Genomic DNA, 23,054 nt, shown 5'->3' with positions numbered 1-23,054 from the left:
TTGATTTAGGGATTGCTGAACATATCAAATGTAGTCGCTATGAATCATGAGCAACGCTGCATTGATAAACAACTTTGACTGAAAGCTTTAATTACAAGATACATCAGGCTGTAGGCGGTGATTTAAGCCAGCAAGATCAACAGATAATGAGTTAGCTGGGTATCAATATGACTCGCGGTGACGAAAGCCTAAATGGGTCGGCAAAAATCCATATACGCGAGTCTTATCTGACTAGCCTGCTAAATAGTCGAGTACAACTTGGTGGTGCTCTTTGGTTTTAAATTTGTCAAATACATGTTCGATGATACCTTGCTCGTCGATCAAGAAGCTAATGCGGTGGATGCCGTCGTATTCTTTTCCCATGAATTTCTTCAGTCCCCAGACACCAAACTGTTCGGCAACTTGATGATCTTCATCAGACAAGAGATCAAAATTCAATTGGTGTTTTTCAATAAACTTCGGTAAACGTTTCACTGGGTCAGGGCTTATGCCAAAAACCACGGTATTGGCATCGGATAATTGCTGAATACTGTCTCTTAAGCCACAAGCTTGAGTGGTACAACCGGGTGTTAAGGCTTTAGGGTAAAAATACACCAACACCTTTTTTCCTGCGTAATCACTGAGCTTGATCCGCTTTTCATCTTGGTTGGCTAAATCGAATTGTGGTGCGGCATTGCCGGCGGTAAGCGTATTCATTGCTGATTCCTTTTGTCTCGCTTCATTAGATAAAAACTGTAGGCTAAAATCGTGACTACCGAGTGTTTGGCAAAGTTTGGCAAATTGCTGTTCAATGATTTCTGTTTGGTGTTGCTGATTCAGCTTGACCTCGAAAGAAGCGTGTAACATTTCTACTTCTGCCTGGCTAAATAGATTGGACTTCAAGCTCACCATATTCATATCATGATCGCTAATAAACTGAGTTACTTGACTAATTACCCCAGTGGCATCGGGCAACGTTAGCTGCAGTATGGCCGCATGTGAATAGTTGATCCGTTCATGTCGTGAAGTTTTTTTTAAGACACTTAATAGCTGTAATTCTTGTGCGGTGACCGGCAGTCGAGTTTCGATTTGAATGATCGCATTATGTGTGCCCGAGACTAACATAATAAGGGTAAATTCAGAGCCAAATAGTGCCATTCGGCTATCCACGATGTTGCAACCGCAAGTTGATACTAGTTGAGTAAGTTGATTTACGATGCCGGGGCGGTTGGTACCCACCGCGGTGACTACAAGGTATTGGCTCATATTCTATTTTGTTTGTATCGCTAGATAGATGAGTTCAGGATACTTGCTTAAACAAGGGATTTCTAGCGGATAAAAAAATAGCGGGCTGTAAATGCACCGTTTCTATCAAACACTGATAGTTTTCATCTTGTGTTTATGAAAGTGGCTAAGTAGTATAGCGCCCTTACTCTGGATTGTTTTCGCCTGTCGAAGACAAATACCAGTCAAATTATTAGTTTGTTGATGTAGTGGAATATGCAACTAGTTTCTTTTTCAGCGATAAAAATCGTGTTATCAGCGACTCTCGTGACTAGCTTGGTGGCGTGTTCAAGCGGTGGTGAGCAGTTACGTCAAGCTGAGCGTAATTTTGATTATTTGAAGGCGACTCAGATCGAGCCTTTGTTTATTCCTGAAGGTGTCTCTCCACCACAGCAAAGCAAAGATTTTGTGATCCTCAATGCCCAGCCTAAAGGTGAGCCGATACTCGGATCACGAGTTGATGTGCGGTCACCGATGCAGGTGATTCCGTTGATCGCGGGAAGCCGAACAGAGAGTAGCGATGCAGGTTTAATTTTTTGGTTTGATATCTTGCTCGCGCAATCTGCCGAAGAAACCAGCCAAACGGTACTAAACCTGATTCGAGACTATATTGGTTTTCGTCAGTCATCGATTGCACGTTTAGACGAACAGCAGCGGATTGTTGAGTCAAATTGGTTAGTGGACCGAGAAATGGTCGACAGTGGCTGGTTTTTCATCAGCGATAAGGCTGTGGAGCAACGGCAGAAATTTAGTTATCAGCTACAGGTTAAGCCTCATGGAAGAACCGTTGGTTTAACAGTTAAATTAGTGGATGCAGAGCTATACCGAAATGATAATGATGTGGTCGTTGATCTGGATAGTTTTGATCGACGACGTTTAGAGATTATTGAGCTAAACCGATTAATTGGCTATGTGAATGATCGTCGAGAAGAGTTGGAAGCGCAGTTGGCAGAGAAACGTGAACAAGCGCGTTTGGCTAGCATGAGTGCGGCAGAAAAAGCACGCTTAAACGATCCTTCGGTTAGTTTGTTATTGGTTAATGATGGTGGAACGGCTTACTACAAGGCACGGGCTAATATGGATAAAACCATGAAGCGTTTGCGTATGGTTCTGCCGATCGCTGGTTTTACGATTACCGATTATATCGAGACTTCGGGTAGCTTGTATCTTACCTATAAGCGTCCAGATAGTGAGCTCTTGGAAAAACATGGTTTATCCGGGATGCAGTTTGAAGAGAAAGATTATATTTTCACTGTTGGCTCTAATGATAATATTACCCAAATCACCTTAGCAGATGATGAGGGTAAGGTGCTTAAACCTAGGGAAGTGAGCAAGTTGTATCCTTATTTGGCGATTTTGATGAAAATGGGACTGGATACGACGAATAGCTTATCGCACTAGTTCTTGTGAATGTTTCAAATAAAAGGCCCCAAATGGGGCCTTTTTAGTCTTAGCGCCTTGCGACGAATGGTATTTAAAGATTCAGTTAACAGAGCTTTAGGCTTGAATTTAAGCTGATGAGAAAGCGATTATTGCCAATCGAAATTACTGATGGCAGCAATCGGGGAAGCGGCCTGCGAAATAGGCGACATGAGAACCTTGAAGGGCTTCAAGGCATGTACAGGGAATCGTTATTTTCATCCAGTTTGATATGAGCAAATACTTGATCGAGGAGCGGCTAACTATTGTTTTTCATCCTGCGCTTGCTGGTCGGCCCTAAGATTGTTTTGCTCAATAGTTTTACGCAACTCAGCGCTAATATTAAATTTTCCTATATGCCTTAACATCATTAAATTTCCGATAATAAAACCTAATACTAAGACAATGATAAGGATCACGTATCCGCTACTCATGGCATCTCCTTAGCCGCTAGGTCGCTAGGCCTTGCATTGCAAGACTTGAAGTAAAGCTTAGTACAACCACAACGAGTAGTAAGCTGGCGGGGGGAGATTGTTTTTTAAATTGAGGGGCTAACCAAAGCAAAACCGCTAAGGTTAATAGTATGGCGACAATAACGAATTGTTTTATTTGTTGAGGATCTTGGCTCAGTTGGGGCATCGCCAGCAAATAGACGCATAAACAGAGTATGCTTAACATGGCACTGACGATACCTAAGCAAGGTAGTACTTTGTCAAACTGACTTAAACGGTGCTTGGCTTTCACCATTAACCAGTGCGCCAAAGCAGTTGCACAGACTAGGTATGTAAATAAAAATAGCGGCTGTTGATTTAATACGACGAGCCCTGCTGCCAGCATTGGAATCCCCATGAACCACCATAACTTGAGTTTGAGGCTGCGTTTATGCTTCAGTTTATTTAGTTGAAATAGCAAGGCCCAGCCCGCAAATGCAGCGACTAGGATCAGAGCGCTTAGCCAGCTACTTTGTTGGCTTTCTATGCTAGACAAAGCCGCGAGGGTGATGAGACTGACAAGGGTGCCTAATTGACGCTGAATACGGCCTGTTTGACCGGGGCACAGTTGGCCTTTGTAAAGTACGAGCATGAGTAGTAGAAAGGCTAGACTAGCGCAACTAATTAAACTGAAGAATAGGGTTGAATAGACGCTTGGCATTAGCTCTCCGGTAAACATATATTACGAACATATTGCTCAAATATTTGCTCAATATGTTGCTCGATGGTGGTGAACCCTGCCACTTGTGCTTCACGTAAGTGGCTTAGGAGTGTGTCGGTTTCGAGTCCACTTAGCTTGATTTGGCTGCAGGCTAAGTGGCTCAGATGCCAAGGTTCAAATTCGACCCCGCCCTGAAAGCGCTGATAAGGAAAAAAGAAGCCATAAGATTTTGCATGTTGTTCTAACCAGCAAGCAAAGGAATGTTGGCAGCCCCCTGCTGCATATTCTTGAGGAATCAGTGCTAGCGAGCTGCCGGCGGGGAGTAACTGGGGATCATAGAGATCGAAGTCGGTTCCCCAGTGGTGGCGACTGGTGCCTGGCAGGGCCGACCAGCGTAAAATGGCATGCATTTTTTGTTCATCACTTAGCTCAGCTAGGCTGATGGGATGGCTGTGTTGATCTAATATGGGGCGTAAGCCCTGCCATTTATGGTTCCAGATGAGGCTTTGGCGATGGAAGTCGCGATAGCCACTATATACAGCAAGCTGGAAACCAGCTTGCGTGGCCGCGCTTGCTAAGCCGCGTAAATCCTCTAACACACCCGGATGTATCCAAGCAAAATCAGCACTGTTAACTAAACCTTGTTGGTTTAGTCCATATAGGCCTGCCTGGTGATTGGATGTGTTCATTTGGGTCCTAATACGTTCACTAATAGTTCAAAGTACATGTCAGCGAGCTGCTCTAAGTCAGCAACTTTAACAGATTCGTTCACTTTATGAATCGTTGCATTTATGGGACCTAATTCAACTACTTGGGTGCCCATTTTGGCAATAAAACGTCCATCTGACGTGCCGCCTGTGGTCAGTAGCTCAGGGGCTTTTTTGGTGACCTTGGTGACCGCTTGGCTCACCGAATTTAAAAAATCACCTTCTTCGGTTAAGAAAGGTTGGCCATTGTAGGTCCAGTCGAGTTGGTAATCTAAGCCATGACTGTCAAATATATTATGCACCCGCTGAACCAGCTGTTGATCGGTGACTTCGGTGGAGTAGCGGAAGTTAAATTGAACCTGTAATTCGCCAGGAATGACATTCGACGCGCCAGTGCCGCCGTGGATATTCGCGATTTGAAAGCTGGTTGGTGGGAAAAACTGATTTCCATTGTCCCAGTGCATGGCGGCTAGCTCGGCCAGAGCTGGTGCAACTTCATGGATAGGGTTTTTCGCTAAATGAGGGTAGGCGACATGGCCTTGCATTCCGTGTACATGAAGATCGCCAGTGAGTGAGCCTCGTCGACCATTTTTAACGACATCACCTACATGATGCGTCGAAGAGGGTTCGCCTACCAGACACATATCAATTAGCTCATTGCGGGCAATGAGGGTATCAACGACACGAGTGGTACCATTAATGAATGGGCCTTCTTCGTCTGAGGTGATAAGGAAGGCAATCGATCCTTGATGATTAGGGTGCGCTGCGACAAAGCGTTCGGTTGCAATAACCATTGCGGCCAATGAACCTTTCATATCTGCGGCGCCACGGCCGTGTAGTACTCCGTCGATCACTGTCGGCTCAAAAGGGGGCGTATGCCACTGTTCTGCTGGGCCCGGTGGGACCACATCGGTATGACCGGCAAAACAAAATAAGGGGGCTTGTTGCCCCTTACGGGCCCACATGTTAGTGGTATCCTCAAATATCATCTCTTCGATAGCAAAACCGACGTCGCTGAGGTGTTGGGCCATGAGTTTTTGGCAATCACAGTCTTCTGGTGTAACCGAAGGGCGGCTGATGAGATCTTTTGCGAGTTTTAAAACTGGGCTGTCTGACATTGAATTTAGCTTTCCGGAAAAAAGAGTTGTTGGTAAAGCTCGGCTTTAAAGCCAAGTGTAAATTGCTGATCGATTTGTAACAATGGCCGTTTGATCATCGCAGGATACTGTTCTAACAGTGCAAGTGCGGTATCTTCATCTAAATTCGCCTTTTGTTGATCACTGAGTTGACGAAAGGTGGTGCCACGTTTATTGAGTAAAGCTTGCCAACCGAGTTGTTGAGCCCATGCCTGCAGTTGCTGACTATCCAAACCATCTTTACGATAATCATGGAAAGTAAATTCTAAGTTGTGTTCATTGAGCCAACGACGGGCTTTTTTAATGGTGTCGCAGTTGGGTATGCCAAACATGACAATCTTGCTTATAGACATGTAAGTTTCCTGTTATATTTTTGCTAAGAATACCAGAGCTGGGCTGAAAGCTCATTGGGGATTTACGCTTTATGGTATTGATTTATTCTTAAACAGAGTGACAACTTAGAGCAATGGTATTGCTCATGGGTAAATTGGGGACAAAAAAAACCACGCATATAGCGTGGTTTTAGAGAGTCATTCAGTATTATTTGATGATGCGTAATACTGGTGTTTCGCTAATGGTGACAGGGCCAGACATCTTAACTAGCTCTTTAATTTCATCCATATTTGAAATGACGACAGGAGTTAGGGTTGATTTAGCTTTTTCTTCCAATACCGCCAGATCGAATTCGATGATCACATCACCTTGTTTTACTTCTTGGCCTTCGGAAGCGATGCGGGTAAAGCCTTCGCCTTTTAACTCAACAGTATCAATACCAAAGTGAACAAATAACTCGATGCCGTCGGTTGATTCTAGAGAAAACGCATGGTTAGTCTCAAAGATCTTACCAATGGTGCCGTCGCAAGGGGCAACCATTTTGTTACCGCTCGGTTTAATGGCAATTCCGTCACCTACGATTTTCTCGGCAAACACCACATCTGGCACTTCTTCAATTGGAACAATTTCGCCAGATAGTGGGGCGATAATATCAATACCGCTTTTAGTTGCACTGTCATCTGAAACCATTTTTTTGAATTTGTCGAATAGACCCATTATAGAGCTCCTGAATTCTTATGTTTATTACTGCTATCTTAACAGATGGTATTTTGTTTAACAAAAGTATCAACTAACGTTTCAATTTCTGCCGCTGTTGGTAACGAAAGAGCTTGATCGGCTAATTTCTTCACTTCAGCATAATTCGAATTACGGATTAGTTTTTTGATCCGAGGTATAGAAATGGAACTCATTGAGAATTCATCAAGGCCCATACCCATTAGTAATAAGGTTGCTGACTCATCACCGGCTAATTCACCACACATACCCGTCCACTTACCTTCCGCATGTGAGGCATCTATCACTTGCTTAATGAGGGTTAATACCGCAGGTGACATTGGGTTATATAATGCTGAAATCAATTCGTTACCACGATCAACTGCTAAAGTGTACTGGGTTAAATCATTAGTTCCAATACTAAAGAAGTCAACTTCTTTAATTAAATGATGTGCAATTGCAGCGGCGGCAGGTGTTTCCACCATTACGCCAATTTCAACGTCTTCATCAAAGGCGATATCGTTCGCTCGTAGATCCGCTTTTAGGCTCTCTAATACTGATTTTAACTTGCGGATTTCTTCGACCGCAATAATCATCGGGAACATGATGCGAACTTTACCGAAGGCTGACGCTCGGAGCAAAGCGCGCAGCTGAGCATGCATGATTTCTTCACGATCAAAGAAAATACGGATTGCACGCCAACCCAAGAAAGGATTCATTTCTTTAGGAAGGTCTAAATAAGGCAAATCTTTATCACCGCCGATATCCATGGTACGGATAATCACTGGGTGACCTTGCATCGATTCAACGACTGCTTTATACGCTTCAAACTGCTCATCTTCTGTTGGCAGTTGATCGCGGTCCATAAATAGGAATTCAGTACGGTAAAGACCCACACCCTCTGCACCATTGCGGTGAGCGCCATCAACATCTTTAATCGTACCAATGTTGGCGCAGACTTCGACTTGATGACCATCTAGAGACACAGCAGGTAAGTCTTTCAGTTTGGCTAGTTCTAGTTTTTCGTCTAAGTAAGTTTGTTGACGTTGGCGATAAACGGCTAACTGTTCTGCACTTGGGTTGATTATCACTTCATTGTTAATTGCGTCTAGAGCGATGATATCGCCATTGCTTACGCGTTGAGTGATGTCATTGGTGCCAACGATCGCCGGGAGCTCTAAAGAACGCGCCATAATTGAAGTATGTGAAGTTCTACCGCCGATATCGGTTACAAAACCGAGCACTTTATCTAAGTTGATTTGTGCAGTTTCTGAGGGGGTAAGATCATTCGCAACTAACACGACTTCTTCAGTAATAGTGCTAAGTGAAATGATCTCAATGCCTAGAATATTTTTAACTAAGCGCGAGCCGATATCGCGAAAATCGGTGGCTCGCTCTTTTAAATAGGGGTCATCTAACTCAGCTAGCATTTGGGCATTTTGCTCAATAATAGTATGAGCCGCTTTGTCTGCAGTCACTAAGTTGTCTTTGATGCAGGCTAGAATTTCTTCTTCAAGCTCTTCATCTTCTAATAGCATGATGTGACCTTCGAAGATGGCTTCTTTTTCTTCGCCGAAAGTCTTGCCTGCCATTATTTTAATTTCTTCGAGTTGAGCAGACGTTGCATTACGTGCATCGAAAAAACGTTGAATTTCGTTTTCTACTTGCGCTGCTTCGATATGAGCTTGGTTAATCACTACTTCTTGCTCTGCAAGTAGCAGTACTTTACCAAATGAAATTCCTGGAGACGCCAGAATACCTGAAATCATAACCTACACCTATTTAGTTGAAACTCGTTAATGGATAAAAAGCGACCGTATTATTCTAGTTCATCCATTAGCGCGACTAATTTTGTAACTGCTGCGGTTTCATCTGCGCCTTCAGCGCGGATAACGACACTAGTGCCTTTGGTTAAGCCTAAGGTTTGTAACTTAAATAGGCTTTTGGCACTGGCCGATTTGCCGTTACTTTCAACAGTGATATCACTTGCGAATGCTTTGGCTTCTTTAACAAATTGAGCGGCGGGACGAGTATGAAGGCCATTCTCTGCGGTAATTACAACACTTTTCTCAAACATACATACATTCCTTAATTTTGTTTTGTTGTCTAAATATTCAGTTAAGCTTAGACGTTTATAAGTAAAATATTTCCGCCAAAAAATAACGTAAAAAATGACGTCGAAGTTTAATCTATGTCAAGTTTTTAGGCTTAGTTGTACACTGTTACTTAATATTACATCGTTAAATTCAATTTAAGTTATTGATTTTTAATTACTTATATTAATTTATCGACGTAAACAATGTATCCGTTTTGATACCTCTGTTACAAAACGATACATTGAAAACGCTAACATTTGGCGCGGGGGAGTATAGTTTTTGCAAAATTATAGCACAAGACCAGAGAGTTAATTTTCTTTGAGAATAAAGCTGTTTGACCAAAAAAAAGACGACTGAAAATTCGTCGTCTTAATATAGAGCTATAGAGCTATAGAGCTATTGATTTATTTATTGAACGTTTTCTTGTTCAGTAAATGTATCTGCAAATAATGCACTTGATAAGTAGCGTTCGCCAGAGCTAGGTAATATCACGACGATGGTTTTATCCGCGTACTCTGCTTTTTCAGCAATCCGGTTCGCTGCGACCACTGCTGCACCAGAAGAGATCCCTGCAAGAATACCTTCTTCCTCCATTAAGCGCTGAGCCATCGCAATCGCATCTTCATTGCTCACTTGTTCGACCAGATCGACTAAATCTAAGTCAAGGTTACCAGGGATAAAGCCTGCGCCAATCCCTTGGATCTTGTGTGGTCCAGGGGTAAGTTCTTCACCCGCTTTGGCTTGAGTGATCACTGGAGAATCTACGGGTTCAACCGCAACGGAAGTAATACTTTTTCCTTGTTGTTGCTTGATGTAGCGGCTCACACCGGTGATGGTTCCGCCAGTACCAACGCCTGCGACAATGACATCAACTTCGCCGTCGGTATCTTCCCAAATCTCAGGCCCCGTGGTTTTTTCATGAATTTCTGGGTTGGCAGGATTGTCAAACTGGCCAAGTAAAATGTATTTTTCTGGGCTACTATCGCGGATTTCTTCCGCCTTGGTAATTGCCCCTTTCATGCCTTTAGCACCTTCGGTTAAGACTAGATTTGCTCCTAAAGCTTTGAGCAATTTACGACGTTCTAGGCTCATGGTATTAGGCATCGTTAGTGTAATTGGATAGCCACGAGAGGCTGCCACAAAGGCTAAAGCAATGCCGGTATTACCACTGGTGGGTTCAATGATTTCTTTTCCAGGACCAAGCAAACCTTTTTTCTCTGCATCCCAAACTAAGTTGGCACCAATACGACACTTCACACTGAAGCTTGGGTTGCGGCTTTCCACCTTCGCAAGAATGTTGCCTTTGTTGACTCGATTAAGACGAACTAATGGCGTACGGCCAATGGTTAGCGAGTTATCTTCATAAATTTTACTCATTGAAACTTCCTTATGGACTAATGACGGTTGCTACAATCAGTGGTCAATGGCACTCAGCAACATAAATCGTAGTACTAGCATAGCGTGCTTATTTGTAAGGTGAAGTAACGTTTATTTATAACGTTATGTAATTAAGAGATAAATTGATATGAGTTTTAGTGTCTGAAGGGCAAAGTTTTCTCTACGATAGTCGGTCTATAGATTTAACCCCAACAGCAGCCTATCAATATTGTAAGTGCGAGGTTTAACTGGCGGGACGTGATGCATCCATTTACTGAAGATATTAAAGTGCCTATTTTGAGTTTAGCTTTTTTAGCTAGTCATACTGAAGCAGGCTATAGTGGAGGCGGGACTAAAGCGTTAATTGCGCTAAGTTAAGGAACAATTGGTATGAATAGAGTGAGTGGCTTAGCGATTAAACATTGGCTGTTGGCGATGCTGTTATTTGCTGTTTATGGGATTCAAGTATGCCCTTTTTTAGAAGCTCAAACGGTATTTCAGTTGTTACTTCCGATTGTCATTAGTTTTATTGTTACCTCTAGCGTTCGAATTATTGCGATGCAATTTATCGAAAACTCAGAGTTGGCGCGGCAAGTGCGGCTTCAATTTAAGTTGGACTTTATACTCTTTATTTTGGCTGCGTTGATGATTGTTGGCTATAACAGTTATTTTTTTGATCCGCCCTGGGAGTCTCACCTAAAAGTTATACTTGGCCTGACGGCGCTTGGTTTTTATGTCGCTAGTGATTTAGCGCTGGCGAAAGAATGGGATATTGCGAAGCAATTAAGTCGTCATCAGCTACATCTACCTTTAAATAAAAAAGCGTTATCGGTGAGTCAGAAGTTTTCTGCATTTGCGGCGATTAGCACCCTTATATTGGCGGGGGTGATTTTTTTAGTGATTAACAAGGATCTTGATTGGTTAGTGAATGTAGGAAGTGAACGTTACCCATTGGCTACGGCCCAAAGATACATTGTTATTGAGGTCTCCTTTGTGTTGTTGGTGGTGATGTCCTATGTGTTGCGGGTGATCATGAGTTATTCGAAAAATTTACAACTGTTATTGGAAAATGAGAATCAAACCTTAGCGAAGGTACAGCTGGGACAATTCGATACCCAAGTTACGATTAGTAGTAATGATGAGTTTGGACTGATGGCCCAGCGAACCAATGCCATGATTAGTAGTTTGCAACACAGCACCCGGGCCTTGCAACAAACCCGAGATATCACCATCCATAGTCTCGCGAGCCTTGCTGAGACTCGGGATAACGAGACCGGAGCACACATCCTACGGACAAAATATTATGTGAAAGCCTTGGCTGAGGCTTTACGTGAACAGCCTGATTTTGCCGAGCAACTCAGCGATCAAACCATCGATTTGATGTATAAATCCGCGCCACTGCACGATATCGGTAAGGTTGGGATCCCGGATGCTATTTTATTGAAACCAGGTCAGTTGGATACAGAACAGTGGGATACGATGCGTCAGCACCCACAAATTGGAGCAAATGCTTTAGCTGCGGCTGAGCTGCAATTCCCTAGTGAAGACACCGCATTTTTACAATATGCAAAACAAATCGCTTTATCTCACCATGAAAAATGGGATGGCTCGGGTTACCCGCAAGGTTTATCTGGGGCGGCGATCCCCTTGAGTGCGCGCTTAATGGCCCTGGCTGATGTTTATGATGCCTTGATTAGTAAACGAGTCTATAAGCCTGCGTTCACTCACGAAAAAGCTAAGCAAATCATTCTTGAGGGGAAGGGAAAACATTTTGATCCAGCGGTGGTTGAAGCGTTTTGTCAAAGCGAGTCGCAATTTTTAAATATTGCTGCTCGCTATCAAGATAAAGAACCACAAGCTGTTGCTTAGTTCAGTCGCGGCTGATTATTGTTGCTGTTTTTGTTTAAGCAATGGTTTGCGGTAGATGTCGACCCAAATTGCGGTCGCACCGCACACGGCGACTGGCATAATAATAAGATTTAATAGCGGTAGCGTGCTACAAAATAACACGATTGCACCAAAGCCACTGTTTCTTAAGCGATGTTGTTTTAATTGGTCGCGCATCGTGGAGAAGGGAATTCGATGATTATCAAAGGGGTAATCGATATATTGAATGCTCATCATCCAAGCGGTAAATAGAAACCACAGTACGGGGGCGATGGTTTGGCCGATTGCCGGAATTAAAAACAATAGTAGCAGGCCCAGCGCTTTAGGTAACCAATACCATAATTTTTGCCATTCTCGCGAAAAAATTCGCGGTAAGTCTTTTACTAATTCGAGCAGTGAAGTGTCGGCAATTTTTTCACCACAGAGGTGTTGCTCAACTTTCTCTGCCAGTAAGCCGTTAAATGGTGCCGCTATCCAATTGCCGATGATGCTAAAGGTAAAGCCAAAGACCAGCATAATTGCAACGATGGCACTGGGCCAAATGAACCAGCTTAGCCAATCCAGCCAGCTGGGGAGGTAGTCGAGGATTTGCTGAACCCAGCCCCCGAGTTGTTGGTATAAAACAATAAAGGCCGCGCTAAATAAAATGATATTAGCGAGTAGTGGGATCATCACAAACAGTCTTAGTCCAGGTTGACTGATAAGCTGAAAACCCTGGGCAATATAAGAAATACCGCTACGAGAAGCTAGCGAGGTGTGCGCCATTATTGTGATCCTTGAATAGTTTATAGGCCGTCATATTACAAAGCGTTGGCCGCTCTGGTAAAGTCTCGGCTAATAATATAAATCGATAAGCAAACTAGTGTATGCGTTTGAAACAAATTCGCCTAGCCGGATTTAAATCTTTTGTTGACCGAACAACAATTCCCTTCCCGACCGACATGACCGCGATTGTCGGGCCGAATGGTTGTGGTAAATCTAACGTGATCGATGCGGTGCGTTGGGTACTGGGTGAAAGTAACGCTCGCCACCTGCGTGGTGGCGCGATGACCGATGTGATCTTTAATGGTTCTACCAAACGGGCGGCGGTGTCGAAGGCGATGGTAGAGTTGATCTTTGATAATAGCCAAGGGCGGATCGGTGGAGAGTTTGCTAGTTATGCTGAAATTGCGGTTCGCCGGGAGGTGAGTCGAGATGGGCAGAATCACTACCAGTTAAATGGTAGCAAGTGCCGTAAGCGCGATATTACCGATTTGTTTTTGGGGACGGGCTTAGGGCCGCGTAGTTATGCGATTATCGAACAAGGCATGATTAGTCGGCTCATTGAATCCAAACCGCAGGAATTACGGGTATTTATCGAAGAAGCGGCGGGTGTCTCTAAATATAAAGAACGTCGTCGTGAAACCGAGCTGCGGATTAAACATACTGACGAAAATATTTTGCGTTTACGCGATATTGAGTCGGAATTGGCCCAGCAGGTGAATAAGCTTAAAACGCAAGCACAGGCAGCAAAACGTTATCGCCAATACCGGGCTCGTCATCGAGAGCTTAAGGCCTTGTTATGCTTACAGGAGTTACGGAAGTTAGACAATAGTATTGATGGTGGCGAGCAATACCATGCTGATGCCGAGCAAAAACAGCGTGCCGAAGAGCATCTGCTTAGCCAATGTGAAAACCAATCAATCTTGCTAGCGAATCAAATCGCTGAACAACAACAATTACAACAAAATTTGCAACAGCAGCATTTCGAACTGAGAACACAGTTGGCGAAGTTGGAGCAGCAGCAACTGCATACCAAGCAACAGCAAAGTCTGAGTCAGCAAGCTCAGCAGCAGAATATTGAACAGCAGCAAGCGCTCGAACAAAACTTAGCTTTACTTGAAACTCAGCGGGTACAGGAGCAGCTGAACCTGCAACAGCTTGAAGCTGAAATGGACTTACAACAGCAGCTGATGCTGGAAATGATGCCGCAACTGGAAGCCGCTGAGCAGCGGCATCGTCAGCTAAAGGCTGAACAAGGCTCAGCGAGCGCTCAGCAGCAGCAAGTTCAACAGCAGCTTCGGCAAACCGAGTCTCAGTTGGGGCATTGCCAGCAGATGCAGCAACGTCATCAGCAGCAAATTTCGCAACTACAACATCAATTATCAACTTTAGTTGCTGTTGATGTTGAGCAAATCGCTTTACTGCAACAACAATTACAACAGGGGGAAGCCCAGCAGGAGCAATTGCAGCAGCAGTTCACTCAAGTGAGCAACGATTTACAACAGCAGCGAGCTGAACTTGAGCAACTCAAGTTGCAACAGCAACAACTTCAATTAACTTATACTGCGGAGCAGACCCGTTTGCAGGGGGTTAACAAATTGTTGGCGCAGGTTGATAGCAAGGCCAAGCGTCCGCTAATGGATGTTCTTGGGGTGAGTGAAGGTTGGCAGCGGGCAGCGGATGTGGTTTTAGCTGGATGGTTGCAAGCTGAATGGTGTGAACAGCTTGACTCAGATTATCCTTTGGCCTTAAGCGCGGTTGCTGCGCCTTTAAAATTGCCTCGGGCGCCTCAATTACAAGGTTTAGCGAGCTTGGCCGAACATTTAGAAAATGTCGAGCTGAGTTATCTGTGTGAACCGGTGTTGCTGGTGGAGTCGTTGACCCAGGCGTTTGAGCTTCGAGAGTATTTAAGCCCTCATCAGTCTTTGATTACGCCACAAGGAGAGTGGTTAGGTAAATATTGGCAGCGCCTTAAGGTTTCTCATCAGCAGCTTTCGGTGCTTAGCTGGCAGCAGGAACGGCAGCATCTGCAACAGCGTTTAGCGGAAATTAAACAACAAGATGAGCGCTTAGAACAACAACTTAAGCAACAAAGCCAAAATATTGAGCGCTTACAACAGCAGCAACAACATGAGCAGTTCGCCTTAGATACTTTAATCACCGAGCAAGCCGATTGTCGCAGTCGTTTTGCTTTATTAGAGCAGCAACAGTTGTTTTCGCAGCAACAACAGCAACAGTTGAGCCAACAAGTTGATGAATTAAATGTTCAATTAGAACAAGATCAAGAAAGCCAACTGCTGTTAGAAGAGCAATTAGAGTTGCAGCAAGCTGAGCTAGATGAAGCGCAGTTTAAGCTGACACAACTGCAACAGCAAAATGATACTGCCGCAGACTCGGTCAAGCAGCTTGGTCATCATGCTCAGCAGCAACAAACTCGGCTGCATGAGTTGCAACTGGCTATCCAGAAGCAGCAGGCGCAATATGCGAATCAGCAACAGCAGCAGCACTATCAGCAGCAACGGTTGCAGGAGTTGGCTGAGCAACTGTTGACGCAACCGGAAGTATCTAGTGAGCAACTCGAAATTTTGGCGGAGCAAATCGAACAATTGCTAGAGCAAAGCTTAGTTATCGAAGACCAGCAGAGCGTTGCCGCCAGCGCGTATCAACAAAGTATTGCAGAGCAACAACAGTTACAACAAAGTATCAAGCAGGCTCAGCTTAACTTGAAACAGCTCGTCGAAGCCGGCACCGAGCGACGTATTCAGCAGCAGAATTTATTGGCAAGGCGAAGCTTACTATTGGAGCAGTTAGCGGAACAGGGTGAGAACCTTAAGCACCTAGAGTTGTCTTTACCCGAGGCGAGTCTGGAAGACGACTACGCCACTGAATTAGCACAGCTTGATCAACGTTTGAAACGTTTGGGTGCGGTAAACTTAGCTGCCGAAGAAGAATATGATCAACAGAATAGCCGTTATCAAGAGTTGTCGGCCCAATTATTAGATTTAGAATCTGCGATTGAGGTCTTGAGAGCTGCGATTATGAAAATTGATCGACAAACCCGTTCTAAATTTAGTGAAACATTTGCTAAAGTAGATGCGGACTTACAGCTATTGTTCCCGAAAGTGTTTGGTGGCGGTAAAGCCTGGTTAGAACTTTCGTCTGACGATTTACTGGAGACTGGCGTGACGATTATGGCTCGTCCTCCGGGGAAAAAAAATGCTAGCATTAGCTTATTATCGGGAGGGGAAAAGGCCCTTACCGCATTAGCCTTAGTATTTGCGATATTTCGCTTAAATCCGGCACCGTTTTGTATGCTTGATGAAGTGGATGCACCCTTAGATGAAGTAAATGTGGGACGTTTTGCTGATTTAGTGCATAGTATGTCCGATTCGGTTCAGTTTATATTTATAAGTCACAATAAAGTGACCATGGAGAAGGCCTCGCAACTTGCTGGGGTTACAATGCAGGAGCCAGGCGTATCGCGTCTGGTGGCGGTGGACATCGCAGAAGCGATAGCCATGGTGGAATAATAGGTAGAGAATAGTTAAATGCAGGAATTACGCATCGTACTTATCGTTGTTGGTGTTATTTTGATTGTCGCGTTATTAGCGCACGGTTTTTGGAGCAGCCGCAAACAACGACCAGAAAAATTGCTTAGTCCTAAAGTGTCAGCGAGTAAGGCACCTATATCGACCAGAGATGATTCGGGTTTCGACGATTTGGGTGTGGGCCAAGCTCGGGTGATTGGTGATCCGATTGACGACGCTATTTCTAACCTTGATGCGGCAGAGAAACCGGTGCTCAATCCTTCAAGTGTTGAGCCAGAACTAGAGCCAGAGGCAGAGCGAGAGCAACGCAAAGAGCCTGCATTTCATTTTTCTGCCGTTGATAGTGCGCCAGAGGTAAGTGATGTTCAGGGTTTAGATGGCTTAGTCGAAACCGTTAAAACAGAGGCCGAGGCAAGCTTATCGACTGTGGATGTAGAGTCAGCTCCGGAAGTTGAGCCCACGTTTGTTTATGATATGGATGAAGATAATGAGCCTGAGCCGCAGCCTAAAACTGAGCCGACTCAAGATCCAAATGCACCTGATGATGTATTCATTCTGAATATAATGGCTCAATCTGGCCGTTATCTTAAGGGCCCTGCGTTACTCGCCAGTCTTGATAAAATTGGGTTGCGCTATGGGGATATGGATATTTTTCATCGCCATTTAGATAATCGTGGCAGTGGCCCGATTATTTTTAGTCTGGCGAATATGCTCAATCCTGGCACCTTCGATTTAGATAAAATTGAGCAGTTGGAAACTCGTGGCGTCACTTTGTTTATGACGGTGCCGTGTAAAGGTGAACCCACTAAAAATTTTGCATTGATGCATAATGCGGCGACAAGCTTAGCCAAAGATTTGGATGCGATTATTTTGGATGATCAACGCAACCCTTTGACTCGGCAAACGGTGAACCATTACGAGCAGCGAGTACGTGAATATGAGCGTAAGCAACTTCTCGTAAACTAAAGTTATTATGTTTTTAGAAGCCTTTCCAATCGGTTATTTTGGAAAGGCTTTTTATTTTTTTAAGGTCGACGATGGACAAGCCAGAACAACAAATTAAGCAACTGATCTCCCTGCTTGAGCAATATAATTACCATTACTACGTGCTTGACCAGCCTTTGGTTCCCGATGCCGAGTATGACCGAATATTTCGTCAGCTACAGGGTTTAGAAAAAAACCATCCTGAGCTGCTAAGCAAGGATTCTCCGACTCAACGAGTCAGCGGAGTGCCTTTGTCGGTATTTGAGCAGGTTTAGCATGAAATGCCGATGTTGTCTCTCGATAATGTGTTTAGCGAAGCTGAATTAAGCGCATTTAACAAGCGAATCTCAGAGCGTTTACAGCGCACTGAAGCCATTGAATATTGTGTAGAACCCAAGCTCGATGGCTTAGCGATAAGTTTATTGTATGTGGATGGTATGTTGGTGCAAGCGGCAACGCGTGGTGATGGGAGTACTGGCGAAAATGTGACCGAGAACGTCAAAACCATTCGTTCGATCCCTTTGCGGTTGCGTGGAGAGCAATGGCCGGCTCGTTTAGAGGTTCGGGGTGAAGTGTTCATGCTGAAACAAGGTTTTGAGCGGCTCAATTTACTCGCTAAAGAAAAGGGTGAAAAAGGTTTCGCTAACCCACGTAATGCTGCCGCTGGAAGTTTACGCCAGCTCGATTCGAAAATTACCGCCACCCGTCCATTAGCCTTTTATGCTTATTCGCTTGGTGTGGTGAGTGAGCCTTTGAGTCAGAGTCATTACCAGAATTTGCAGAAATTAAAAGATTTTGGGCTGCCAGTTTGTCCTGAGGTTCGAACGGTGAGTGGCCATCAAGCTTGCTTTGATTATTATCAGGAAATCGGCGAACGTCGTAATGCTTTAGCTTATGAAATCGACGGTGTGGTGTATAAAGTTGACGCGCTCGCTTTACAGCAACAACTGGGGTTTGTTGCGCGAGCACCGCGTTGGGCGACGGCTCATAAATATCCTGCACAAGAAGAGATCACGGTGCTGCGAGATGTCGAGTTTCAGGTTGGGCGTACTGGTGCGATTACTCCCGTAGCTCGGCTTGAGCCAGTATTTGTGGGGGGGGTGACGGTAAGTAATGCAACCTTACACAATGCGGATGAAATCGAGCGATTGGCGGTAAAAATTGGCGATAGTGTGGTGGTACGCCGCGCTGGTGATGTGATCCCTCAAATTGCAGGGGTATTGTTAGAGCGCCGTCCAGAAGATGCTAAAGAGATCGTCTTCCCGATGACTTGTCCAGTATGCGATAGCGAAATTGAACGTATCGAAGGGGAAGCAGTGGCTCGTTGTGTTGCAGGCTTACGTTGCGGCGCACAACGTAAAGAAGCTTTAAAGCACTTTGTCTCACGTAAGGCCTTAGATATTGATGGTATTGGCGATAAGTTGGTGGAACAGCTGGTCGATGCGCAATTGCTAGAAACACCACTCGATTTGTTCCATCTCGCGGATAAGCAAGACGCGCTCATGGGATTGGAGCGAATGGGTGAAAAGTCGGTGAATAAACTGCTGGAGGGGATCGATGCTGCGAGAAATACCAGTTTGCCACGTTTTATCTATTCTTTGGGGATCCGCGAAGTGGGTGAAGCGACCGCTAATAATCTAGCTTTACATTTTAAGCAACTGGACGCGATTATTGCCGCCAGCCTAGAGCAGCTACAAGACGTGCCAGATGTCGGTGAGATTGTTGCAAAACATCTTCGATTCTTTTTCACCCAGCAGCAAAATGCTTTATTAGTTGAAGCTTTAGCCAATGAATTGACTTGGCCTGCAATTGAGTCTGTTGTTGTCGAAGATCTGGTCTTAGGCGGTAAGGTGGTGGTACTGACTGGTACCCTCAGTCAGTTGGGGCGCAGTGAAGCGAAACAGGCCTTACAAGGTTTGGGAGCTAAGGTTACGGGGAGTGTTTCCAAGAAAACCGATATCGTGATTGCCGGGGAAGCCGCAGGGTCTAAGCTGATTAAGGCTCAAGACTTAGGCATCGAAATTTGGGATGAGCAGCAGTTAGTGGATTTACTGCAAAGTTGAAGCTTGCATACGGTTGTCCTGCTTAAGGGCTGCTAGCCCTTAAACCTAGTTACTTTAGTACACCTTCCCGTGAGTTGATGTGCTAAAGGATGTTAACTAAATTTAATTAAATAAAGTGAATAATATGAGCCAGTTTGATTCCTTACTGCCCCCACAAATGGCTGAGAAAGCCGCTGAAGTGGGTGAGAGCAAAGCCACCAAAGATCCTTTTAAAGCCTTTATGTTGGCGCTGACCGCAGGCGTGCATATTGGGATCGCCTTTGTGTTTTACACCACGGTTACCACCGGGGCGGGTGATATGCCTTGGGGGTTTACTCACCTGATTGGTGGTTTGGCGTTTAGCCTCGGTTTGATCTTAGTGATTATTACCGGTGGTGAACTGTTTACCAGTTCGGTATTAACTTTGGTCGCCAAAGCCAGTGGTAAGATTTCATGGCCTCGGTTGGCAATGAATTGGTCCTTGGTTTATTTAGGCAATTTGGTTGGGGCTAGCCTATTGGTGATCCTGATGTTGGTCAGCAAACAATACACTTTTGCTGCTGGTGAGGTTGGAATTAATACCATGCGGATCGCCCAACACAAGCTGCACCATGACTTTAGTCAAGCTGTTGCACTCGGGATTATGTGTAATGTATTAGTGTGTGTCGCCGTGTGGATGACCTTCAGTGCCCGCAGTCTTACCGATAAGGTGCTGGTTACTATACTCCCTGTGGCGATGTTTGTGGCAGCAGGTTTTGAGCACTGTATCGCGAATATGTTTCAGGTACCGATGGCGATTGGTATTAGATATTTAGCCAGTCCGGAGTTTTGGGCTGCGACGGGACTCAGCCCTGCTGATTTTGCTGACTTGACCTTCTCCAATTTTATTTTTCATAATTTGATCCCGGTGACCTTAGGCAACATCCTTGGTGGTGGGGTGTTTGTTGGTCTAGGATATTGGCTGATTTACTTGCGTAAACCTTAGTATTCGTAGGGGCGTATAAACCTTCGAATAAGCCTGAGGGATATCACTCGTTGTTTAAGCAAGGACGTTTATTTGCGCGCTAAGTTGGTGCGTTATTGCTTCATTCGCTTTCTGCAGCGGTTTATTGGTGCTCTTATTTAAGAAGTCTCAAGCCAAGAGAGGACTATTTGTAGGCTGGACCGAGGAATTGTCTGCTTTGGTGTATATTTTGCTTCGAGTAGTCTAGCAAGTATTTGCTGTTGTTGGATTTTTAGGTGGTTTATGTCGGTTTTATCTCCAAATAGTGTGTTTACGTCTTTACAACAAGAGGGACCATTTGCACTGACTCGTGATGCGGTGGTCGCTCATCGTTTTTCTCCTTCGGTGCGGCAGTGGGTAAAACGATTGCAACAAGATGGCAATAACGTTTCTAAGTATCGCGCCTTGCGTAGTCAAATATTCGAGTTCCTTGAAATTGATGACTTTTCTCAAATTCAAAGTTTGATTGATAGTTCTAAACTACGTAAAGAGCGCAGCGAACGCGCACTCAAATTACTCGGTAATATGTTTGGCTTAAATGGTAACCTTAACGAAATTTCTAATCGGGTTGATGAGTATGCGCGTACCGCTGATGCGGTGATTCATTCTATCAAAGGCAAAATTCTCGCCCCTTATGCCTCACACATTGAAAATACCAATGAAATAGAAGTTACCAATAACCCCGTCGAACTATTATTGATTATGTTCAATAATCAATATCACAAGAAAGCTCGCTTTGAGGCTCGTCGTAAACTGATTTTAATGACTCTCGCTGGTAGCATTGAGCAGCGAGAAAGAGAGACCGAAATAGAGGATAAATTTTCTACTTTTTTAGCTTTTTTGAATGGCTATGTTTGGAGTTCGGAGCTGAAAATTGGTGAGTTAGAGCCAGTGTACCTGCACTCTAAACATCAGGCGGAAGACTATGCTTGTAGCGAAGTGAGTGTGTTAACCCCCCAGCAGGCAAAGCTTATCCAAGATCAGCCTCGAGAGAAGTTAACCTTACTTAAGCGACGCAGTTTTACGGTTGGTGAGCGGCGGGTTCCCATCTATGTGTCTATCCGTAAGAAGCCACCTGAAGCCAAGGTTCTTAAGCTATTGCGTAAGAATCAAAAAAATCCGGCGGTGGCGGTGGACGACGAACTTGGGCTCATGGCGGTATTGGATTCAGTCAGTGATATCAAGGCCTTTCAAAAACATCTCACTCGCAGTGCTTCGAGGGCCAATTCCTTGATGGTATTAGAAGATATTTCTGATTCACTCACAGATAAGTCGGTGTATCGAAGTCGTGCGGTTGGTTCTAGCGATAAAACCCCGATGATGAAATTTTTTGCTCGTTTAGGAGGGATGCGAGTGGAGTTTATCATTCATACCAACCGCACTTGGCTGAACTATCGTTATCAGCAGGATGTGGCACATAATGAGTATGAGGTAAAACGAATGTTTGATACAGGGGTGATTGAACTGTTGTTCCCGATGGATATTTTTCATCTGAATCACCGTAAAACCCGTGATGAGATGATCCAGTTTTTTAGAAAGCAGATCGAGTCTTAACTCTTTTAGGGCGTAACAAAAATAAGGCCTGCCATAATGCAGGCCTTTTGTTGTTGTATTGCAAGCAGTCACAATTAAGATAGTTTTATCACGAATATCAATGAACCATTCAGATCTTTTTGAATGGAATAAGCGAAAAACGTTTATTGGTCAATATCGAGGATGGAATTTGCCACGATTGGTACTGCTGATATGATGGATTACTTGGCGTGTTAAATTATTTCGTCATAGTGTGGGATGAGTTTAAATAGAGGACGATATTTGTGGCTAAGATTTTGTTTAGTGCTTGTTTACTTGGGTGCAAAGTACGTTATAACGGTCAAGATTTAAAGTCAGAAAATCAAGATGTAGATTGGCTGATTGCACATCATCAAATCATTTCGTTTTGTCCGGAGGTCGCTGCTGGTTTACCGACGCCAAGAACACCTGCGGAGATCCAGTTGGGGGGTGGGGAAGATGTGTTACGCGGAGATGCTAAAGTGGTGGGCCAAGATGGAACAGATCTGAGTGATGAATTTGTGTTAGCAGCGGAATTAGCTCTGAAGCAGTGTCAAAAGCACCAGATAAAATTTGCGGTACTTAGCGAGTCGAGCCCATCCTGTGGTAGTCAAACCATCTACGATGGACGTTTTCAAGGTTATAAGAAGCCAGGTAAAGGCGTCACTGCTGCGTTACTGAATGAACACGGCATCATGGTTTATAATCAGCATCAGGCGAGTGCGCTCAAATCTAAGTTGCTTGCTTTAGCTGAATAGACCTTTGAATGGAGGGCTTGAATCATAGAGCTCGCCATATCATACCAATCTCACTCATTATCTGTTGATTCTTGCTGGCCTAAATTAGCGCTAACTGCATTATGTATTTTGTAGTTAGATCCACTAATTACTGCTCTTCATACCTGGTGTCGGCAGATTTATTCTGCACTATAAGTTGATCATATCATTCATCAGATTGGTATGATGCGCTTTGATATTCAGTCCATTTATCCCCAAAACATTACGTGACAGCAAGCCAAGGGGCCGCATTGCTCAGCGAATAATGCAGGCCTTTGAAGGCGTACTTGCTCGTGTGGGGGCT

General features: G+C 44.4%; 18 protein-coding genes and 2 pseudogenes. 8 read left to right on the top strand and 12 right to left on the bottom strand.

The genetic code is table 11. The features are described from left to right. Positions 1-231: 231 nt before the first annotated feature. Both bcp and ACRRSX_RS16020 read right to left on the bottom strand, forming a co-directional pair. Positions 232-696 carry a thioredoxin-dependent thiol peroxidase gene (gene bcp / locus ACRRSX_RS16025; protein WP_432456155.1) on the bottom strand — a complete coding sequence of 155 codons (465 nt, stop codon included), beginning with the start codon at positions 694-696 and terminating at the stop codon, positions 232-234. A 339-nt stretch (positions 697-1,035) separates the two neighbouring features. After that, positions 1,036-1,245, bottom strand: a pseudogene (locus tag ACRRSX_RS16020) (ACT domain-containing protein); the annotation flags it as partial. 234 nt (positions 1,246-1,479) lie between these two features. Here ACRRSX_RS16020 and bamC point away from each other — a divergent pair. Next, a complete protein-coding gene (gene bamC / locus ACRRSX_RS16015) occupies positions 1,480-2,664 on the top strand; it encodes an outer membrane protein assembly factor BamC (protein ID WP_432452212.1) in 1,185 nt (394 codons plus the stop codon). A 281-nt stretch (positions 2,665-2,945) separates the two neighbouring features. On the opposite strand, the gene ACRRSX_RS16010 is transcribed toward bamC, so the two are convergent. The 9 genes from ACRRSX_RS16010 to cysK all read right to left on the bottom strand — a co-directional run bounded on the left by ACRRSX_RS16010 (position 2,946) and on the right by cysK (position 10,197). Next, positions 2,946-3,116 (bottom strand): DUF2897 family protein, encoded by a 171-nt coding sequence (locus ACRRSX_RS16010; protein ID WP_432452213.1) that lies wholly within the window; start codon positions 3,114-3,116, stop codon positions 2,946-2,948. A gap of 16 nt (positions 3,117-3,132) precedes the next feature. Further along, complete coding sequence (locus tag ACRRSX_RS16005) at positions 3,133-3,834, bottom strand: hypothetical protein (protein WP_432452214.1); 702 nt, start codon at positions 3,832-3,834, stop codon at positions 3,133-3,135. Next, entirely contained in the window at positions 3,834-4,523 is a 690-nt protein-coding gene (locus tag ACRRSX_RS16000) for a M15 family metallopeptidase (protein ID WP_432452215.1), read from the bottom strand. Before ACRRSX_RS16000 ends, ACRRSX_RS16005 begins: the two co-directional genes overlap by 1 nt. After that, positions 4,520-5,659 carry a succinyl-diaminopimelate desuccinylase gene (gene dapE, locus ACRRSX_RS15995; protein ID WP_432452216.1) on the bottom strand — a complete coding sequence of 380 codons (1,140 nt, stop codon included), beginning with the start codon at positions 5,657-5,659 and terminating at the stop codon, positions 4,520-4,522. The genes ACRRSX_RS16000 and dapE overlap by 4 nt, the downstream gene beginning before the upstream one ends. 5 nt (positions 5,660-5,664) lie before the next feature. Next, a complete protein-coding gene (locus ACRRSX_RS15990; RefSeq protein ID WP_432452217.1) occupies positions 5,665-6,030 on the bottom strand; it encodes an ArsC family reductase in 366 nt (121 codons plus the stop codon). 187 nt (positions 6,031-6,217) lie between these two features. Beyond that, the gene (crr, locus tag ACRRSX_RS15985; protein WP_432452218.1) at positions 6,218-6,727 is read right to left on the bottom strand and encodes a PTS glucose transporter subunit IIA; all 510 of its coding nucleotides are present in this window, start codon (positions 6,725-6,727) and stop codon (positions 6,218-6,220) included. A gap of 38 nt (positions 6,728-6,765) precedes the next feature. Then, the gene (ptsI, locus tag ACRRSX_RS15980) at positions 6,766-8,493 is read right to left on the bottom strand and encodes a phosphoenolpyruvate-protein phosphotransferase PtsI (RefSeq protein ID WP_432452219.1); all 1,728 of its coding nucleotides are present in this window, start codon (positions 8,491-8,493) and stop codon (positions 6,766-6,768) included. A 50-nt stretch (positions 8,494-8,543) separates the two neighbouring features. Next, positions 8,544-8,801, bottom strand: a complete 258-nt coding sequence (locus ACRRSX_RS15975) for an HPr family phosphocarrier protein (protein WP_432452220.1) — start codon at positions 8,799-8,801, stop codon at positions 8,544-8,546. A gap of 427 nt (positions 8,802-9,228) precedes the next feature. Continuing rightward, a complete protein-coding gene (cysK, locus tag ACRRSX_RS15970) occupies positions 9,229-10,197 on the bottom strand; it encodes a cysteine synthase A (RefSeq protein WP_432452221.1) in 969 nt (322 codons plus the stop codon). 390 nt (positions 10,198-10,587) lie between these two features. Here cysK and ACRRSX_RS15965 point away from each other — a divergent pair, with 390 nt between their 5' ends. Then, on the top strand, positions 10,588-12,066 hold the full coding sequence (locus ACRRSX_RS15965) for an HD domain-containing phosphohydrolase (RefSeq protein ID WP_432452222.1): 1,479 nt from the start codon (positions 10,588-10,590) through the stop codon (positions 12,064-12,066). 15 nt (positions 12,067-12,081) lie between these two features. On the opposite strand, the gene cysZ is transcribed toward ACRRSX_RS15965, so the two are convergent. Continuing rightward, positions 12,082-12,849 carry a sulfate transporter CysZ gene (cysZ, locus tag ACRRSX_RS15960; RefSeq protein WP_432452223.1) on the bottom strand — a complete coding sequence of 256 codons (768 nt, stop codon included), beginning with the start codon at positions 12,847-12,849 and terminating at the stop codon, positions 12,082-12,084. Positions 12,850-12,950: 101 nt separating this feature from the next. Here cysZ and smc point away from each other — a divergent pair, with 101 nt between their 5' ends. The 6 genes and pseudogenes from smc (at position 12,951) to ACRRSX_RS15930 (ending at position 22,732) form a co-directional block, all read left to right on the top strand. Further along, entirely contained in the window at positions 12,951-16,376 is a 3,426-nt protein-coding gene (smc, locus tag ACRRSX_RS15955) for a chromosome segregation protein SMC (RefSeq protein WP_432452224.1), read from the top strand. Between the two features lie 18 nt (positions 16,377-16,394). Continuing rightward, complete coding sequence (gene zipA, locus ACRRSX_RS15950) at positions 16,395-17,360, top strand: cell division protein ZipA (RefSeq protein WP_432452225.1); 966 nt, start codon at positions 16,395-16,397, stop codon at positions 17,358-17,360. A 71-nt stretch (positions 17,361-17,431) separates the two neighbouring features. Next, positions 17,432-19,441 (top strand): annotated as a pseudogene (ligA, locus tag ACRRSX_RS15945) (NAD-dependent DNA ligase LigA). Positions 19,442-19,565: 124 nt separating this feature from the next. Continuing rightward, on the top strand, positions 19,566-20,405 hold the full coding sequence (gene focA, locus ACRRSX_RS15940; RefSeq protein ID WP_432452227.1) for a formate transporter FocA: 840 nt from the start codon (positions 19,566-19,568) through the stop codon (positions 20,403-20,405). Between the two features lie 261 nt (positions 20,406-20,666). Further along, on the top strand, positions 20,667-21,977 hold the full coding sequence (locus ACRRSX_RS15935) for a hypothetical protein (protein ID WP_432452228.1): 1,311 nt from the start codon (positions 20,667-20,669) through the stop codon (positions 21,975-21,977). Between the two features lie 263 nt (positions 21,978-22,240). Next, positions 22,241-22,732 carry a DUF523 domain-containing protein gene (locus tag ACRRSX_RS15930; RefSeq protein WP_432452229.1) on the top strand — a complete coding sequence of 164 codons (492 nt, stop codon included), beginning with the start codon at positions 22,241-22,243 and terminating at the stop codon, positions 22,730-22,732. The last annotated feature ends 322 nt before the right edge of the window (positions 22,733-23,054 follow it).

The organism is Agarivorans sp. QJM3NY_30 (assembly GCF_050870855.2).
Classification (GTDB): Bacteria; Pseudomonadota; Gammaproteobacteria; order Enterobacterales; family Celerinatantimonadaceae; genus Agarivorans.
The sequence above is the reverse complement of the archived record's forward strand: the minus strand, read 5'-3'. Positions and strand labels throughout refer to the sequence as shown.

Excerpts from the sequence above, each read along its gene's own strand:
- cysK (WP_432452221.1), bottom strand. The coding sequence starts at position 10,197 with ATGAGTAAAATTTATGAAGATAACTCGCTAACCATTGGCCGTACGCCA.
- ACRRSX_RS16005 (WP_432452214.1), bottom strand. The coding sequence starts at position 3,834 with ATGCCAAGCGTCTATTCAACCCTATTCTTCAGTTTAATTAGTTGCGCT.
- ACRRSX_RS15975 (WP_432452220.1), bottom strand. The coding sequence starts at position 8,801 with ATGTTTGAGAAAAGTGTTGTAATTACCGCAGAGAATGGCCTTCATACT.
- ACRRSX_RS15965 (WP_432452222.1), top strand. The coding sequence starts at position 10,588 with ATGAATAGAGTGAGTGGCTTAGCGATTAAACATTGGCTGTTGGCGATG.
- crr (WP_432452218.1), bottom strand. The coding sequence starts at position 6,727 with ATGGGTCTATTCGACAAATTCAAAAAAATGGTTTCAGATGACAGTGCA.
- zipA (WP_432452225.1), top strand. The coding sequence starts at position 16,395 with ATGCAGGAATTACGCATCGTACTTATCGTTGTTGGTGTTATTTTGATT.
- ptsI (WP_432452219.1), bottom strand. The coding sequence starts at position 8,493 with ATGATTTCAGGTATTCTGGCGTCTCCAGGAATTTCATTTGGTAAAGTA.
- smc (WP_432452224.1), top strand. The coding sequence starts at position 12,951 with ATGCGTTTGAAACAAATTCGCCTAGCCGGATTTAAATCTTTTGTTGAC.
- bcp (WP_432456155.1), bottom strand. The coding sequence starts at position 696 with ATGAATACGCTTACCGCCGGCAATGCCGCACCACAATTCGATTTAGCC.
- dapE (WP_432452216.1), bottom strand. The coding sequence starts at position 5,659 with ATGTCAGACAGCCCAGTTTTAAAACTCGCAAAAGATCTCATCAGCCGC.
- bamC (WP_432452212.1), top strand. The coding sequence starts at position 1,480 with ATGCAACTAGTTTCTTTTTCAGCGATAAAAATCGTGTTATCAGCGACT.
- ACRRSX_RS16000 (WP_432452215.1), bottom strand. The coding sequence starts at position 4,523 with ATGAACACATCCAATCACCAGGCAGGCCTATATGGACTAAACCAACAA.
- ACRRSX_RS16010 (WP_432452213.1), bottom strand. The coding sequence starts at position 3,116 with ATGAGTAGCGGATACGTGATCCTTATCATTGTCTTAGTATTAGGTTTT.
- cysZ (WP_432452223.1), bottom strand. The coding sequence starts at position 12,849 with ATGGCGCACACCTCGCTAGCTTCTCGTAGCGGTATTTCTTATATTGCC.
- ACRRSX_RS15935 (WP_432452228.1), top strand. The coding sequence starts at position 20,667 with ATGTCGGTTTTATCTCCAAATAGTGTGTTTACGTCTTTACAACAAGAG.
- focA (WP_432452227.1), top strand. The coding sequence starts at position 19,566 with ATGAGCCAGTTTGATTCCTTACTGCCCCCACAAATGGCTGAGAAAGCC.
- ACRRSX_RS15990 (WP_432452217.1), bottom strand. The coding sequence starts at position 6,030 with ATGTCTATAAGCAAGATTGTCATGTTTGGCATACCCAACTGCGACACC.